We start from the raw sequence: 15,945 nt of genomic DNA, 5'->3' as shown, positions 1-15,945 counted from the left end.
ATACAATGAGCTGGCCAGTCACCCGCGATGTAGTAGGATTCTAACAGCCCTACAGAAAATTCAAACAAACGTTTGTATTGGACCATTCCCTAGCTGGGGATATAATGCGCGCGCACCGCTCAGGGAGCGAGCCTGCCCGTCAAATTAAAATATCAAGAGAGCCTTGAGTAGGAGATAGCCTGTGGAACGCGAGTTTATGGAATTCGACGTCGTCATCGTCGGCGCCGGCCCTGCTGGTTTGTCCGCTGCCTGCCGATTGAAGCAGAAAGCCGCCGAAGCCGGCAAAGAAATCAGCGTCTGCGTGGTCGAGAAAGGCTCCGAAGTCGGTGCGCACATTCTCTCCGGTGCGGTATTCGAGCCGCGCGCCCTGAACGAACTGTTTCCCAACTGGAAAGAACTCGACGCGCCGCTGAACACCCCGGTCAAGCGCGATGACATCTACCTGCTCAAGAACGCTGAAAAAGCCAGTCGCATTCCTGACCTGTTCGTGCCCAAGACCATGCACAACCAGGGTAACTACATCATTTCCCTGGGCAACCTGTGCCGCTGGCTGGCCCAGCAAGCCGAGAATCTTGGCGTAGAGATCTACCCAGGCTTCGCCGCCCAGGAAGCTCTGATCGACGAGAACGGTGCGGTGTATGGCATTCTCACCGGCGACCTCGGCGTCGACCGCGAGGGCAACCCGAAAGAGGGTTATTACACCCCAGGCATGGAGTTGCGCGCCAAGTACACCCTGTTCGCCGAGGGCTGCCGTGGCCATATCGGCAAGCAACTGATCAGCAAATACAAGCTGGACAGCGAAGCCGACGCCCAGCACTACGGCATTGGCCTCAAGGAAATCTGGGATATCGACCCAGCCAAACACGAGCAAGGCCTGGTGGTGCATACCGCAGGCTGGCCACTGTCGCTGGTGGATAGCGAAAACACCGGCGGCTCCTTCCTCTATCACCTGGAAAACAACCAGGTGGTAGTCGGCCTGATCGTCGACCTGTCCTACAGCAACCCGCACCTATCTCCGTTTGATGAGTTTCAGCGCTATAAACATCACCCGGTGATCGCCCAGTATCTGGAAGGCGGCAAGCGCGTAGCTTACGGCGCGCGCGCCATTAGCAAAGGTGGTCTCAACTCGCTGCCGAAGATGGTATTCAAAGGTGGCGCACTGATCGGTTGCGACCTGGGCACCCTGAACTTCGCCAAGATCAAGGGCAGCCATACTGCAATGAAGTCCGGGATGCTGGCTGCCGACTCGGTCGCCGACGCACTGTTCGCAGGCCATGAAGGCGGCGATGAGCTGACCAGCTATGTCGATGCCTTCAAGGCCAGCTGGCTGTATGACGAACTGTTCCGTAGCCGCAACTTCGGCGCGGCAATCCACAAGTTCGGCGTCCTCGGCGGCGGCGCGTTCAACTACGTCGATCAGAACCTGTTCGGCGGCAAGATCCCCTTCACCCTGCACGACACCAAGCCGGATTATGCCTGCATGAAGCTGGCCGCCGACTCCACCAAGATCAGCTACCCGAAGCCGGACGGCAAGCTCAGTTTCGACAAGCTGAGTTCGGTATTCCTGTCCAGCACCAACCATGAAGAAGAACAACCCTGCCATCTGAAACTCAGCGACCCGAGTATCCCGATCGGCAAGAACCTGCCGATGTACGATGAGCCCGCGCAACGCTACTGCCCGGCCGGCGTATATGAGGTGGTGACTCAGGAAGACGGCGAGAAACGCTTCCAGATCAACGCGCAGAACTGCGTGCACTGCAAGACCTGCGACATCAAGGACCCTGCTCAGAACATCACCTGGGAGGCCCCTGAAGGTGCTGGCGGCCCGAACTACCCCAACATGTAAGACACGTAAAAGGCTCCCTCGGGAGCCTTTTCTTTTTCAGCAAGTCAACGATCGAACTCTAGCTGTGGAATTAATCGGGTTGCAGCCCGATTGGGAAAAACTGCCCACCACTCCAGACGCCCAGCCAGGTTTTACCGCCAATCTCGCGCGGCACCGCCAGCTCGACCAGCTGATAGAACACATTGCGATGGATCAGCGCCTCAAGGTTGCTGCGCACATGCACATAGGGCGAAGGCTCCTGAGTCTGCGCATCCAGCGCTACCCGTAGTGGGTGCTCGGCTCCAGCTATCGTTTCGTCTTCCACATTGGTGGTGAAGCGCAACACCTGCGCCTCACCCTCGCCTTCCACCTGCAAACTGACGGCCACGAAGGGCGCATCATCGACCCGGATGCCGACCTTCTCCACCGGGGTGATCAGAAAGTAGTCGTCACCATCGCGACGGATAATGGTCGAGAACAGCTTAACCATCGGCTTGCGGCCGATTGGGGTACCCATGTAAAACCAGCTGCCGTCGCGGGCGATGCGCATGTCGATGTCGCCGCAAAAATCCGGATTCCACAGGTGCACCGGCGGCAAGCCTTTTTTCTCGCTCTTGGGAATCTGTGCCAGCAAGTCGCTGGCTTTGCCTGGGGTAGTCATCTGCAACTCCTAGCGACTCAAGCCCAGCAGGCTACGGGCGTAGTCCTGCAAGGGTGGGCCGAGCAAATCTTCCGGCCTGGCATCATAAAACGTCAGGAAACCACCGCGGCTACGAATGCGTGCGGTATCGACAAGGTAACGGGTATTGGTCTCGATCAGCATCAACTGAATCACGCTACGGTCGGTACCGAGTCGATCCAGCGCCTCTTGATCCACCCACTCATCAGCGGTGCCTATACGATCATCCGCGTAAGCGAAGCGACCGTACAGCAGATAATGCGCCCCTAGCTCGCGCGCCTGCACCACGGCCTCCTCCAAGCCCGCCGGAGCTCGAGCACGGCGCACCATAGGGAAATACTCGACGAACCCCTTGAACGCCTCCTCGGCCACCACGTTAGGCCGCGGATAAGCATCGCCCGGAGGAACGAAGTGCCCCTGGGCAATAAAGATAAAGGAATCGGCCTGCAAACGCCGCGAACTGGCACGACTAGTCTGGCTATGGTCGAGCACGCCAGCATCGCGCAACTGATACGCGGCGCCATCGGCCAGATCACTGACCTTCATGCAGCCGCCAAGCGCTAACAACACCAGCGGTAGAATCAGGCTACGCATCACACTCCTCCCGTGCCGGTGACGAAAAACCGGCGGATAGCACTGCAATGCAGATTCCACGCCACAACAACCCATCACAAACCGCGCCGCCACCCCTCACGCACAAGGGCCTGTTGAGGATGCTCAATGGCCTGCCGCACCTCGGCCAACAGACGCGCTTTATCCTCGCCAGCATGCAGAAATACTCGAATTCAGCGCAGAGACTTAGCCGCCAATAATTTTCATAACCGTCACGCCGCCCGAGAAGGCGATCTCCTGCTTGTCGCCGAGCGCCTTGACCAGCAACCCCTGCAACGCTGGCAACGCCTCATGGCGCGGCTTGTCGAGCAGGTCGCCAACGTAATGGCGATTGCTCGATGACAGACACCCGTGCAGCCAACCGGTCGAGGACAAGCGCAAGCGCGAACAGGTGCGACAGAACGGTACGCTTTCGTTGGCGATGACGCCGAAGAAGCCCAAACCAGGGATCTGATAGCGCAACGCCGTAGCATCCAATGGCGCGTCGGCCTGGGCAAAAGCATGCCGCTCACCAATCATCGCCAAGAGCTCGGGCATACCGACAAACTGCTGGACGAAACTGTTGCCAGGCCGCGCCAGATGCCCCATGCGCATCAACTCGATGAAGCGCAACTCAAAACCGCGCTCCAGGCAATAATCGAGTAATGGCAAGACCTGGTCGAGGTTCTGTCCACGCAACGGCACCATATTGACCTTGATCGACACGCCCGCCGCGCGCGCCTCTTCCATCCCTGCCAGCACCGTAGCCAGATCGCCGCCGCGGGCAATCGTGCGGAACGCATCGGCATCGAGAGTATCCAGGGACACGTTCAGGCGGCGGATGCCGCTTTCCAGCAGCAACGGCAGCTTGCGCACGAGTAACTGACCATTGGTGGTGAGGCTGATGTCGGCCAAACCCAGCTGACTGACGCCACGTAACAGCATGTCCAGCTTCGGGCTGACCAAGGGTTCGCCGCCGGTGATGCGCAGACGCTCGATACCCGCCGCTTCGATCAGGTAGGCCACACCGCGCACCATGGCCTCGGCAGACAGTTCATCCTGCGCCGCCACCAGACGCTTACCGTCCGGCACGCAGTAAGTACAGGCGTAATTACAGGCGGCGGTCAGACTGATGCGCAGGTTGCGAAAGCGTCTACCTTGGCGGTCAACAATCATGAAAGACTCCGACGAAGAATACTCGGAGTATATCGCTGCAGCCTGCCCCGGCACATGCATCGCATACGCTATAGACCTGCTGAATAACGTCAACCAGGCGGATTTTCGCCGTCACGCTTGCGCTTGTTGCCCATGCGCACGCCGATATCCATGAGGAACTGGAAGAAGCCTTCCTGATCCTCCAGCACGTTACTCCAGAACGGCGAGTGATACAGCGCCACCGCCCCATGCACCAATGCCCAAGCGGCGCAGTAGTGGAAGTACGGCGGCACATCTTCCAGCTTACCCTCGGCAATCCGTCCCTTGATCAACAGGGTCAGGCGCTCGAAGTTTGAGGCGCGTATCTTGTGCAGCTGCTCGACCATTTCCGGCACCTGGTTGCCCTTGACCACCTTTTCCTCAAGACGATCAAACAACCGGTAGCGCTGCGGGTCACGCATACGGAACTCGAAGTAGGCGCGCGACAACGCCTCTTTATCACGGTCGACGTCGGCCGAGTGCAACAACTCGTTCAAGTCGCGCTCGTAGTCGAGCATCAAGCGCAGGTAGATCTCCGCCTTGGACTTGAAGTGCTTGTAGATGGTGCCTTTGCCGATACCGACCGCGTCAGCGATCATCTCGACAGTTACGCTATCCTCTCCCTGCTCCAGGAACAGTTTCAGCGCGGTGTCGAGAATTTCCTGTTCGCGGCGGCGGAACTCACGAACCTTACGGGGCTCTTTCAGCATATAAAGGGACTACAGGGTCAAAAATAGAAGCCGAGTATTATGCCTATTTAGCGCCAAATTGCACGGATCATCCGACCATGTACGCCATTCATGATGAGTTTCCGCAACATCCAGATATCCGTTATTTGAACCACGCCGCCATCGCCCCCTGGCCCAAACGCGCCGTCGCCGCCGTCAGCCGCTTCGCCGAACAGAACACCCAGACAGGCGCACGCGATTACCCTGAGTGGCTATTGGTCGAGCGAACCCTACGCGAGCGACTGCAACGCCTGCTCAACGCACCGTCCAGCGCTGATATTGCATTGGTCAAGAATACCTCCGAGGCGTTGTCATTCGTCGCGTTCGGCCTGGACTGGCAAGCGGGCGATCAGATCGTGATCAGCGATGAGGAGTTCCCCTCCAACCGAGTGGTCTGGGAAGCCCTCAAGCCCAGAGGCGTAGAGGTGATCCAGGTCAACCTGCAACAGGGCGACCCGGAAACCAATCTGCTTAATGCCTGCGGCCCGCGCACCCGCCTGCTGTCGATCAGCGCGGTGCAATATGGCAACGGCCTGCGCTTGGATCTGGAACGCCTCGGCCATGGCTGCGAAAAACTCGGCGTGCTGTTCTGCGTCGATGCGATCCAGCAACTCGGCGCCCTGCCCTTCGACGCCCAAGCCTGCCGGTGCGCTTTCACCATGGCCGATGGCCATAAGTGGCTACTCGGCCCGGAAGGCCTGGGCGTGTTCTATTGCCGCAGTGACTTACGTGAGCAATTGACCCTGCACGAATATGGCTGGCACATGCTCGAACACGCCGGCGATTTTCAACGCACAGATTGGCAGGTGGCACGCACCGCCAGACGGTTCGAATGCGGCAGCCCGAACATGCTCGGCACCATGGCTCTGGAAGCCAGCCTGGGGCTACTTGAGGAGGTGGGCATGCCCGAGGTGGGCAAGGCCCTGCAGGAGCGTACCCAGTGGCTGATCGACGGCCTGGAAAGAATTCCCGGGACCAGCTTGCACAGCCCACTCAATCCTTCACGGCGAGCCGGCATCGTCACCTTCAGCCTGTCCGGCTGGGAGAATCAGGCACTATTCGAACGCCTCAGAGCTGAACAAGTAGTCTGCGCGCTGCGCGGCGGAGGTGTCCGCCTGTCACCACACTTCTACAGTGAGCCGCGAATTATCGAGGAAACTCTACGACTGCTACGTCAGCTGGCATCGGCCTGAGAACTCAACAGCCGCACAGGTATTCCAAATTTGTTTAAAAAATGAGCTTAATCGACCTGGACGTTCGGCAAACTTCGCCAATACTCAAGGGTACTGGTGCGCGGCATCTCCCCCCAAGTGCCCCACCAGGCAAGGTACCGTGGACCGCGTACCTTGATTTACTCCTAATGGTCTTAACCCGGATTCATCCCCCAGAACCCGGGTTTTTTTTGCGTGTACCTTTCTCAGCCTCATCTTTCTGCCAAGGTTACAGCGTCAGTCATGCCACTCGCGCCAATGGAAACAAGCGCTTGAAATTGGCGGTGGTATGCTCGGCCAGCTGCTCGAAACTGACTCCGCGTAATACCGCCAGATACTCGGCCACGTCACGCACATACTCCGGCAGGTTCGGTTTGCCACGATGCGGCACCGGCGCCAGGTAGGGTGAGTCGGTTTCCACCAGCAGGCGATCGACCGGCACTTGGCGGGCGACTTCACGCAGCGCCTCGGCATTGCGAAAGGTGACAATGCCGGACAGGGAAATATAAAAACCAAGATCCAATGCCGCCTTGGCCATCGCCCAGTCCTCGGTGAAGCAATGCAATACACCCGCCTGCGGCAACGCCGCCTCGCGCAGCAGCGTCAGGGTATCGGCACGCGCCTCACGGGTATGCACGATCACCGGCTTTCCGGTGACCTGCGCAGCCTGTAGGTGCAGGCGGAAGGCGTCCTGCTGCAATTCAGCCGCCTCGGGTTCGTAGTGATAATCCAGCCCTGTCTCACCAATGGCCACCACACGTGGGTGGTTCAGCTCGGCCAACAGCCAGTCCAAAGCTGGCGCAGCCCCGGGCTCAAGATCCAGCGGATGCACGCCGACCGAGCAGTCGACATCGGCATAGCGTTCGGCCAACCCTTTTACCGCGGCGGCATTCTCGGCGCTGACGCCGATACACAGAAAATGACCGACGCCGCGCGCCCGCGCGGCGTCCAACGCCGCATCAAGGGAGCCGCTGTGCGCAGCCAGATCGAGGCGGTCGAGATGACAATGAGAATCTACCAGCATGGATAACAATCGCTTAAGAGTCGGTGCCAGCACTGGCAGCGCGAGCCTTACGGCTCTGATATAAGAATGGGTTACATGGTATGGGTCGGGCGATCCGACTTCAGCGCGCCTGCCAGGTAAGTTTCGATCTTGTTGCGTGCAGTGTTGTCGCCGTCATTGAACTGTACCCCCACACCCGCCGCCCGGTTACCTTGAGCGCCCTTGGGGGTAATCCACACCACCTTACCGGCCACCGGAATCTTCTCCGGCTCGTCCATCAGGTTAAGCAGCATGAACACTTCATCGCCAAGCTTGTAGCTCTTGCCGGTCGGAATGAACAGCCCACCATTCTTGATAAAGGGCATGTAAGCGGCATAGAGCACGGACTTGTCTTTGATGGTCAGAGACAAGATCCCACTACGCGAACCCAAGTTAGGTGGCAAGCTCATGTGGTGTTCCTGGTTTTTATGACTCGATGGCCGATTCTAGCCCGGTCCGGGCAGGCTTGCCCACTGCACCAGCAAGGCTTCGAGAAGCAAGACACGGTTGAGGTTAGCCTTGCCGATGACTTTCTGCCGTTGTGCCAGCAACCAATCTTGCACCTTCAGTACCTTGGGTTGCGGAGTTTTCTCCGCAAGGTACTGCACGACTTTACGCATATCGCCCTGACCCAAGCCTGCGTCGTCACGCGTCAACTGATAACGCAGCATCAGTTGCGCCCAATCGCAGAACCAGTCGAACAGCAATGGTAAAGGCACTGCGTTCCAGCTTTCAGCCAGCTGACTGGGCGCCAGCTGCTGCTTGAGCAACTTCTTCACCCCCTCAACCACCTGAGCTCTCTGCTGCCGGACACCCTGAGCTTGCAGGCGCACGGCCGCCAAAGGAGAACCCGCCGCCAGGTAAAGCAACTCATCGCGCTCCTCCTCACTGCAGTCGGGCAGCGCTTGCGCCAGCCAAGCCAGGCTCATCGCGGGCGTCGGCAATGGGCACGCCTGCTGCACACAGCGACTCTTTACCGTCGGCAGCAGTCGGCTTGGCTGATGACTGATCAGGAGCAAGACCGTATCGCCGGAGGGCTCTTCCAGGCTTTTCAGCAGGGCATTGGCGGCGTTCAGGTTCATCGCTTCGGCCGGCTCGACCAACACCACTTTGCGCCCACCCAGCTGCGCGGTCTGCACCACGAAACTGACCAGCTCCCGCACCTGATCGACTTTGATCGGCTTGTCCGGCTCCTCCGGCTGCAGGATGAAATTATCAGGATGAGTGCCGGCCGCGAGCAGATGACAGGCCTTGCATTGGCCACATGCTCCCACGTCCGTCGGTTGCCGGCAGAGCAGATAGGCCATCAACCGCTCGGCCAGAGCACGCTTACCAATACCCGCCACACCATGCAGCAGATAGGCATGGGCGTGCTGCGTACGCCCGACTAATTGCTGCCAGAGTGAGGCCTGCCAGGGATAAGCATCAGCCACGGCATAGCCCCACAATGTGCGGCAGCAAAGCATCCAGCGCCTGCTGCACCTGGCTGAGCGACTGCGCGGCATCCACGATCCGGTAACGCTGAGGTTCTAAACTGGCACGACGCAGGTAGGTCTGCCGAACAGCCTCGAAGAAGCCCTGCCCCTCCTGCTCGAAACGATCCAACCGACCTCGAGCTGCGGCGCGCGCCAGACCCACCTCGATCGGCAAATCGAAGACCAGCGTCAGGTCTGGACGCAACTCACCCTGGACAAAGTTTTCCAGCAACGCGATACGCGCCTCAGACAAACCACGACCACCGCCCTGATAGGCGTAGGTCGCATCGGTAAATCGATCACACAGCACGACACAACCACGCGCCAAGGCCGGCCCAATCACTCGAGCCAGATGCTGGGCACGCGCTGCGAATACCAATAACAACTCGGTATCGGCCGCCATCGGCTCATCGCTCTGCGCCAATAACAGTTCGCGCACGCGTTCCGCCAGCGGTGTACCGCCTGGCTCGCGGGTCAACAGCACTTCGATGCCTTGCTCACGCAGACGCTCGGCCAGATAGTCACGATTAGTGCTCTTGCCGGCACCCTCTGGACCTTCCAGGGTGATAAACAATCCGCTCACAGGCTGTCCTTATTAATTGCTTGGCTGTACTGGGGCGGGACTGGATCGGTAATCCGCACGACGATTGAGCTGATACTCGCGTACCGCACGATTGTGCGCCTCAAGAGAGTTGGAAAATACATGGCTGCCATCGCCACGGGCGACGAAATACAGACTCTTGCCCGCCACTGGATGCAGCGCCGCATGAATGGCCTCACGCCCAACCAAGGCTATCGGTGTCGGCGGCATGCCGTCGATCTGATAGGTGTTATAGGGCGTCACTTCGCGCAAATGAGCGCGCGTCAACCGGCCTTTGTAGCGCTCGCCCAGGCCATAAATCACCGTCGGGTCAGTCTGCAGGCGCATACCGATACGCAAACGGCGTATGAACACCCCAGCAATGGCGCCACGCTCTTCGGATACACCCGTTTCTTTTTCGATCATCGAGGCCATGATCAACGCGTCATAGGGCTCCTTGTAAGGCAACTCCTCGGCTCGCGCCTGCCACTCCTCGGCCAAGACCATCTCCAAGCGCGCATAGGCTTGCTTGAGCAAATCCAGGTCGCTCATACCGCGGACAAAGCGGTAGGTGTCTGGAAAGAAACGCCCTTCGGGATTGACCCCTGGCTGCCCCAAACGCTCCATCAACTGTTCATCGCCCAGCTCACTCAGAGTGAGTTCAAGCTTGCTTTCGCGAGCCAAGGCCTCACGTACCTGACGGAAACTCCAGCCCTCGACCAGGGTCAGGCTGTACTGCACCACCTCGCCGCGCCGCCATAGCGCCAGCATGTCACGCACCTTGAGCTCGGGAGTGAGGCGATACTCACCACTGTGCAGAGGCTGATCACGCAGATTGAACCGCCAATACAGTCGCAACCAAAACGCATCATGCAAGACGCCCTCGGCCTGCAGACGATTGAGCACTCCGCCCGGCGTGGCCCCGGCCGGCACTTCGAGCAGACGCTCTTCGACAAGGTTTAGCGGCTGCTCAAGCGCCGAGTGCTGCTGCCAGGCGAGGAACACCACAAGCAAGCCAGCCAGCAACACGCCGCCTTCCAGCAGTAGTAATAATTTGCGTATCACGAATCAGCTATCCAGTAGGTCGCGGGCAATAACCTGCAGTTTACGGGTCAGCGGGCCCACCGACCAGTCACGCCCGTGCAGTGCCCGCACCGGCCAAACGCCGTAGAGGCTATTGCAGAGGAAGACTTCGTCGGCCGCCAACAACTCGTCATAACCGATATCCCGCACTTCGCAGGTCAAGCCAAGCAACTCGGCCTGCGCCTGCAACTCCGCACGCATGACACCGGCCACGCCGCAGCGGGTCAGATCGGGAGTCAGCAACCGCCCATCCTTAGCCAGAAACAGGTTGCTGTAGACGCCCTCGATTACCCGCCCCGAGGTGTCCCGCATCAAGCCCTCAGCATGCTCGGCATCGTGCCATTCGCCACGCGCCAGAACCTGTTCCAGTCGATTAAGGTGCTTCAGACCCGCAAGCAAAGGCTGCTCGGCCAAACGCGTCATGCAGGCAAATACGCGCACGCCCTGCTCGGCATTCGCGGCTGGATAAGACGGCTTCGGATTGCCCTGCAGGAGTCGACGCGGCACCTGCGGCTGTGGCGGCGCATAACCGCGCAAACCATCGCCACGGGTAACCATCAACTTAGCCACGCCATCGCCCAGTTCATTGCTAAAGGCCAGCAACTCGGCACGAACCAGCATCAGGTCGAGCGGCATGGACAAGCGCGCACAGCCTTCGGCCAGGCGAGCGAGGTGGCGATCCAGCAAGCAAGGGACACCACGACTAACGGCGATGGTCTCAAACAGACCATCGCCGTAGGACAGGCCACGGTCACGGACGGACAGCAGCGTGGCTGGACAGCCGTCGATCCAGCTCAGCATCAATCGGCGAACCGGCGGAACACCAGCGAGCCGTTAGTGCCACCAAAACCGAAGGAGTTGGACAGCACTACATCGATTGGCATGGCCTTGGCTTGATGCGGCACGAAATCCAGGTCACAGCCCTCGTCCGGCTCATCCAGGTTAATGGTCGGCGGCGCCACCTGATCACGCAAAGCCAGCACACTGAAGATCGCCTCTACCGCACCCGCAGCACCAAGCAGATGCCCGGTCATCGATTTAGTCGAGCTGACCGCGAGCTGATGCGCATGCGCACCGAATACCGCCTTCACCGCCGAGACTTCCGCCTTATCGCCAGCCGGAGTCGAAGTGCCATGGGCATTGATGTACTGCACCTGATCGGCATTCAGTCCGGCATCGCGCAGCGCATTGGCCATGCAGCGCGCCGCACCGCCGCCATCTTCCGGCGGCGAAGTCATATGGTACGCATCACCACTCATGCCAAACCCGATCAGCTCAGCATAGATGGTCGCGCCGCGCGCCTTGGCGTGCTCCAACTCTTCCAGCACCAGGGTACCGGCGCCATCGGACAATACGAAACCGTCGCGCCCCTTATCCCAAGGACGACTGGCCCTAGCAGGATCATCGTTACGCGTGGACAGTGCGCGGGCAGCCGCAAAGCCGCCGATGCCGAGACCACAGGCGGCCATTTCCGCGCCACCGGCCAACATCACATCGGCCTCACCGTAGGCGATATTGCGTGCAGCCATACCAATGCAGTGAGTACCAGTAGTGCATGCCGTCGCGATGGCATAGTTCGGCCCCTGTACGCCTAGATGGATCGACAGAAACCCCGAAATCATATTGATAATCGAGCCCGGCACGAAGAATGGCGAAATCCGTCGCGGCCCCTGCTCAATCAGTGACTTGCAGCTGTTTTCAATATTAGTCAGGCCGCCAATGCCGGAGCCGATGGCCACGCCAATACGCTCACGATTGGCATCGGTTACTTCCAGACCGGAATGGCGTATCGCCTGAAAGCTGGCAGCCAGACCGTACTGAATAAACAGATCGATCTTGCGCGCCTCCTTGGCCGATAAGTACTCCTCGACATCAAACCCCTTCACCGAACCACCGAAACGAGTGGAGTAGGCCGAAAGGTCCATATGCTCAATTAAGCCGATGCCACTGCGCCCGGCCAAAATGCCCTGCCAGCTGCTCGGCACATCGTTACCCAGCGGCGACAACATGCCCATACCGGTAACCACGACGCGTCTACGCGACACAGCAATCTCCTCTTGTTCGATTTTTATAACGTCTGGGGCATTTAACGGGCCGTTGAAAAAGGTAGCGAGCGAAGACCAAAAAGCATGGGAGCGCAGCGCACAACCTAAGATGAGCACCCGAACCCGTGATCAACGCCATACAGCGTGCGAAGCCCGCACTGGTTTTTCAACGACCTGCTAAAGAAAAACCGCACGCCTGATAAGGGCAGTGCGGTTTTTCCAAGTCAGGAATCGACGATTAGCTTATTGCGCGTGCGCAGTCACGTAATCGATAGCTTCCTGAACCGAGGTGATTTTCTCAGCTTGCTCGTCCGGGATCTCGGTCTCGAACTCTTCCTCTAGAGCCATCACCAGCTCAACAGTGTCAAGAGAGTCGGCACCCAGATCTTCGACGAAGGAAGCGCTGTTGGTTACTTCGTCTTCTTTGACGCCAAGTTGCTCGGCAACAATTTTCTTGACGCGTTCTTCGATGGTGCTCATACCTTGTTTTCACTCCTATTGGACAAATCCAGGCAGCTGGTCTGCGGCCAAGTGTATAGAAAGGGTTTTTAGCATTTCAAGCTGAATGCTGGGGTGCCCCCAGGAACACTTCAACGATCTGTCTATAAACCTGTTGCAGCTTTATAACGGATTTTAGACAGCATCTATGACAGTTTTCTGAAGGCACCCGTCACATTTAGCTCATATACATACCGCCATTCACAGGGATAGTAGCTCCTGTGACGTAGGCTGCGCCATCCGAAGCGAGAAAAGCGACCACTTTAGCGATCTCTTCGGCTTGCCCCAAACGGCCCAGCGGAATCTGCGCCCGTAACGCATCACGCTGCGCTTCGGGTAACTCTCGGGTCATGTCGGTGTCGATAAACCCTGGCGCCACCGCATTCACCGTAATCGCCCGCGAACCGACTTCTCGCGCCAGTGCACGGCCAAAGCCTTCCAGCCCGGCCTTGGCCGCAGCATAGTTCACCTGACCGGCGTTGCCCATGGCACCGACAACCGAACCGATATTGATAATGCGCCCAAAGCGCGCCTTGGTCATGCCGCGCAACACCGCCTTGGACAGACGATAAAGGCTGTTCAAATTGGTATTGATGACATCAAACCACTCGTCATCTTTCATCCGCAACATCAGGTTATCGCGGGTGATCCCTGCATTATTGACCAAGATCAACGGCTGACCAAGATGCTGCTGAATGTGTTCCAAAGTGCTGGCCACCGACTCGTTACTGCTAACGTCCAGTACCAGACCAGCACCTTCGATGCCATTGGCTTTCAAGGTTTCGGCGATGCGTTCTGCACCCGAAGCCGAAGTAGCCGTACCGATGACTACAGCGCCTTGACGCCCCAACTCCAGGGCAATCGCCTGACCAATACCACGGCTCGCGCCGGTGACCAGAGCAACCTTACCTTGCAGACTCATAAACTTCTCCTTAAATCAGACCAAGGCCGCGCGCGTGGCGGCGAAAGCGCTCAGGGTATCCAGATTATGGGTATTAATACCTTTGACGCAGCGCTTATTCAGCCCCGACAACACCTTGCCTGGACCACACTCGACCAAATCGGTCACACCCTGCTCCGCCAAACAAACCATCGACTCGACCCAACGCACAGGACTGTACAGTTGCGCCAGCAAATTGCTCTTGAGGCTATCGAGATCGGCCACCACGACCGCACTGACGTTCTGCACCAGAGGAATCTGCGGCGCCTGCCAGGCAATGGCGGAAACGCTCTCAGTGAAACGCTCAGCGGCCGGACGCATCAACTCGCAATGCGATGGCACGCTAACCGGTAGCGGCATGGCACGCTTGGCACCACGCGCCTTACAGGCTTCGATAGCACGCATCACAGCGGCCGCGGCACCAGCGATCACTACCTGACCAGGCGCATTGAAATTAACTGCACTTACTACCTCACCCTGCGCAGCCTCGGCACAGGCCGCGAGCACATCCGCATCCTCCAGACCGAGAATTGCCGCCATGCCGCCCTGCCCGGAAGGCACTGCCTGCTGCATCAACCGACCGCGGTGCTCCACCAGCTTTATAGCTTCGGCAAACCCGAGACTGCCAGCAGCCACTAACGCGGAGTACTCACCTAGACTATGACCCGCAACATACGCTGGACGCGCACCGCCCTCGGCCAACCACAAACGCCACAAAGCGATGGAGGCAGCAAGGATTGCCGGCTGGGTTTTATCTGTTTGATTGAGCTGATCTTCCGGGCCTTGCTGGGTCAGGGCCCAAAGGTCATAACCAAGTGCCTCGGATGCTTCGGCAAAGGTATCGAGAACAGACTTCTGCTCTGCGCCGTGCTCGGCCAGCATCGCCAGAGACTGCGAACCTTGGCCAGGAAAGACGAATGCGAGGGATGCAGGCATGGAATCGGGCCTCTAATAATCTTAACGACGTAAAAAATGACGCCTGACACAGCCAAGCGCAACAAACTGACAGTTGGATGACAAGCTGGCAGTCGCGGTCACATCCTAGAGCAAGAGATCCTCGAGGCGACCATGCAGACGCTGCGGCAAATCCTCATGAATCTCCGTCAAAGTTCGGCGAATAGCGCTTTTAAAGCCCTCCTGCCCCGCTGCGCCATGGCTTTTCACAACGATACCTTGCAACCCAAGAAAACTCGCCCCGTTGTACTGTGCGGGCGCAAGATCAGCCCGCAGTCGGCGCAAGAATGGCAACGCCAAAGAGCCGACCACACGAGAAGCCAGGCTTTCCTTGAACAGCGACTCGGCTCGCGCGGAAATCATCGCAGCCAAGCCCTCACTGGACTTGAGCAAGACATTACCAACGAAACCATCGCACACCAGCACATCGGCCGCACCGCGATAAAGCCCATCACCTTCGACAAAGCCGATGTAATTCAAACCAACAGCCTGCTGCAACAAACTGGCAGCCAGCTTTACCTGCTGATTGCCCTTATTATCTTCACTACCCACATTGAGGAGCGCCACCCGTGGGCTGACAACCCCCAACACCTCAGCTGCCACCGACCCCATCAGCGCAAACTGATAGAGGTGCTCGGCACTACAATCGACATTGGCACCCAAATCGAGCAATTGACAACAACCACTCTGCGTCGGAATAGCCGCCATCATTGCCGGACGATCAACACCCGGCAGGGTTTTCAACACATAACGCGACAGGGCCATCAAGGCACCGGTATTGCCGGCACTGACACACGCCTGAACCCGCCCATCACGCAATAACTCCAGCGCGATACGCATCGACGAATCCGGCTTACCGCGCAACGCCTGCGCCGGTGGCTCGCCCATAGCGATCACCTCACCGGCATGCTCGACATGCAGACGCGCACGATCGACTCCAGGGCTCTGGGCAATCAAATCTTCAATTAGAGGAGCTTGGCCGACAAGGACCAGATGCAGCGAGGGGTATTCAGCCAGACAGGCAATACTGGCCGGAACAATGCAGTGGGGACCGAAGTCCCCACCCATTGCATCAATCGCGATGATCGGAGCGGACAAGG

General features: G+C 58.6%; 17 protein-coding genes and 1 pseudogene. 2 read left to right on the top strand and 16 right to left on the bottom strand.

Going from position 1 to position 15,945, the window contains the following annotated elements; genetic code table 11:
* Positions 1-181: 181 nt before the first annotated feature.
* Positions 182-1,846, top strand: a complete 1,665-nt coding sequence (locus tag TMS3_RS21880; protein WP_025167437.1) for an electron transfer flavoprotein-ubiquinone oxidoreductase — start codon at positions 182-184, stop codon at positions 1,844-1,846.
* Positions 1,847-1,916: 70 nt separating this feature from the next.
* Here TMS3_RS21880 and TMS3_RS21875 read toward each other — a convergent pair whose 3' ends face one another.
* From TMS3_RS21875 to TMS3_RS21860, 5 genes and pseudogenes are all read right to left on the bottom strand, one after another.
* The gene (locus TMS3_RS21875; protein WP_025167436.1) at positions 1,917-2,486 is read right to left on the bottom strand and encodes a DUF1285 domain-containing protein; all 570 of its coding nucleotides are present in this window, start codon (positions 2,484-2,486) and stop codon (positions 1,917-1,919) included.
* Positions 2,487-2,495: 9 nt separating this feature from the next.
* Positions 2,496-3,098: a DUF4823 domain-containing protein gene (locus tag TMS3_RS21870; protein WP_025167435.1), complete on the bottom strand. Its 603-nt coding sequence runs from the start codon at positions 3,096-3,098 to the stop codon at positions 2,496-2,498.
* 74 nt (positions 3,099-3,172) lie between these two features.
* A pseudogene (locus tag TMS3_RS25700) lies at positions 3,173-3,268 on the bottom strand (radical SAM protein); the annotation flags it as partial.
* A 34-nt stretch (positions 3,269-3,302) separates the two neighbouring features.
* Positions 3,303-4,271, bottom strand: a complete 969-nt coding sequence (locus TMS3_RS21865) for a GTP 3',8-cyclase MoaA (RefSeq protein ID WP_025167434.1) — start codon at positions 4,269-4,271, stop codon at positions 3,303-3,305.
* An 89-nt stretch (positions 4,272-4,360) separates the two neighbouring features.
* A complete protein-coding gene (locus TMS3_RS21860; RefSeq protein ID WP_025167433.1) occupies positions 4,361-4,999 on the bottom strand; it encodes a TetR/AcrR family transcriptional regulator in 639 nt (212 codons plus the stop codon).
* 77 nt (positions 5,000-5,076) lie between these two features.
* Between TMS3_RS21860 and TMS3_RS21855 the strand changes: the two genes are divergently transcribed.
* Positions 5,077-6,210, top strand: a complete 1,134-nt coding sequence (locus TMS3_RS21855) for an aminotransferase class V-fold PLP-dependent enzyme (RefSeq protein WP_025167432.1) — start codon at positions 5,077-5,079, stop codon at positions 6,208-6,210.
* A gap of 259 nt (positions 6,211-6,469) precedes the next feature.
* On the opposite strand, the gene TMS3_RS21850 is transcribed toward TMS3_RS21855, so the two are convergent.
* The 11 genes from TMS3_RS21850 to plsX form a co-directional block, all read right to left on the bottom strand.
* Positions 6,470-7,252, bottom strand: a complete 783-nt coding sequence (locus TMS3_RS21850; protein WP_025167431.1) for a TatD family hydrolase — start codon at positions 7,250-7,252, stop codon at positions 6,470-6,472.
* 71 nt (positions 7,253-7,323) lie between these two features.
* Positions 7,324-7,680, bottom strand: coding sequence for a PilZ domain-containing protein (locus TMS3_RS21845; RefSeq protein WP_025167430.1), 357 nt, complete (start codon positions 7,678-7,680; stop codon positions 7,324-7,326).
* A gap of 36 nt (positions 7,681-7,716) precedes the next feature.
* A complete protein-coding gene (locus tag TMS3_RS21840; protein ID WP_025167429.1) occupies positions 7,717-8,703 on the bottom strand; it encodes a DNA polymerase III subunit delta' in 987 nt (328 codons plus the stop codon).
* On the bottom strand, positions 8,696-9,328 hold the full coding sequence (gene tmk / locus TMS3_RS21835; protein ID WP_025167428.1) for a dTMP kinase: 633 nt from the start codon (positions 9,326-9,328) through the stop codon (positions 8,696-8,698). Before tmk ends, TMS3_RS21840 begins: the two co-directional genes overlap by 8 nt.
* 12 nt (positions 9,329-9,340) lie before the next feature.
* On the bottom strand, positions 9,341-10,390 hold the full coding sequence (gene mltG, locus TMS3_RS21830; protein WP_025167427.1) for an endolytic transglycosylase MltG: 1,050 nt from the start codon (positions 10,388-10,390) through the stop codon (positions 9,341-9,343).
* A 3-nt stretch (positions 10,391-10,393) separates the two neighbouring features.
* Complete coding sequence (gene pabC, locus TMS3_RS21825) at positions 10,394-11,209, bottom strand: aminodeoxychorismate lyase (RefSeq protein WP_025167426.1); 816 nt, start codon at positions 11,207-11,209, stop codon at positions 10,394-10,396.
* Positions 11,209-12,453: a beta-ketoacyl-ACP synthase II gene (gene fabF / locus TMS3_RS21820; RefSeq protein WP_025167425.1), complete on the bottom strand. Its 1,245-nt coding sequence runs from the start codon at positions 12,451-12,453 to the stop codon at positions 11,209-11,211. The genes pabC and fabF overlap by 1 nt, the downstream gene beginning before the upstream one ends.
* A gap of 243 nt (positions 12,454-12,696) precedes the next feature.
* A complete protein-coding gene (acpP, locus tag TMS3_RS21815; RefSeq protein ID WP_025167424.1) occupies positions 12,697-12,933 on the bottom strand; it encodes an acyl carrier protein in 237 nt (78 codons plus the stop codon).
* A gap of 196 nt (positions 12,934-13,129) precedes the next feature.
* Positions 13,130-13,873: a 3-oxoacyl-ACP reductase FabG gene (fabG, locus tag TMS3_RS21810; protein WP_025167423.1), complete on the bottom strand. Its 744-nt coding sequence runs from the start codon at positions 13,871-13,873 to the stop codon at positions 13,130-13,132.
* A 15-nt stretch (positions 13,874-13,888) separates the two neighbouring features.
* Positions 13,889-14,827 carry an ACP S-malonyltransferase gene (gene fabD / locus TMS3_RS21805; protein ID WP_025167422.1) on the bottom strand — a complete coding sequence of 313 codons (939 nt, stop codon included), beginning with the start codon at positions 14,825-14,827 and terminating at the stop codon, positions 13,889-13,891.
* Positions 14,828-14,932: 105 nt separating this feature from the next.
* Positions 14,933-15,943 (bottom strand): phosphate acyltransferase PlsX, encoded by a 1,011-nt coding sequence (plsX, locus tag TMS3_RS21800; RefSeq protein WP_083491819.1) that lies wholly within the window; start codon positions 15,941-15,943, stop codon positions 14,933-14,935.
* Positions 15,944-15,945: the final 2 nt, after the last annotated feature.

Source organism: Pseudomonas taeanensis MS-3, from assembly GCF_000498575.2.
GTDB lineage: Bacteria > Pseudomonadota > Gammaproteobacteria > Pseudomonadales > Pseudomonadaceae > Aquipseudomonas > Aquipseudomonas taeanensis.
This window is presented reverse-complemented; position numbering and strand designations above follow the sequence as displayed.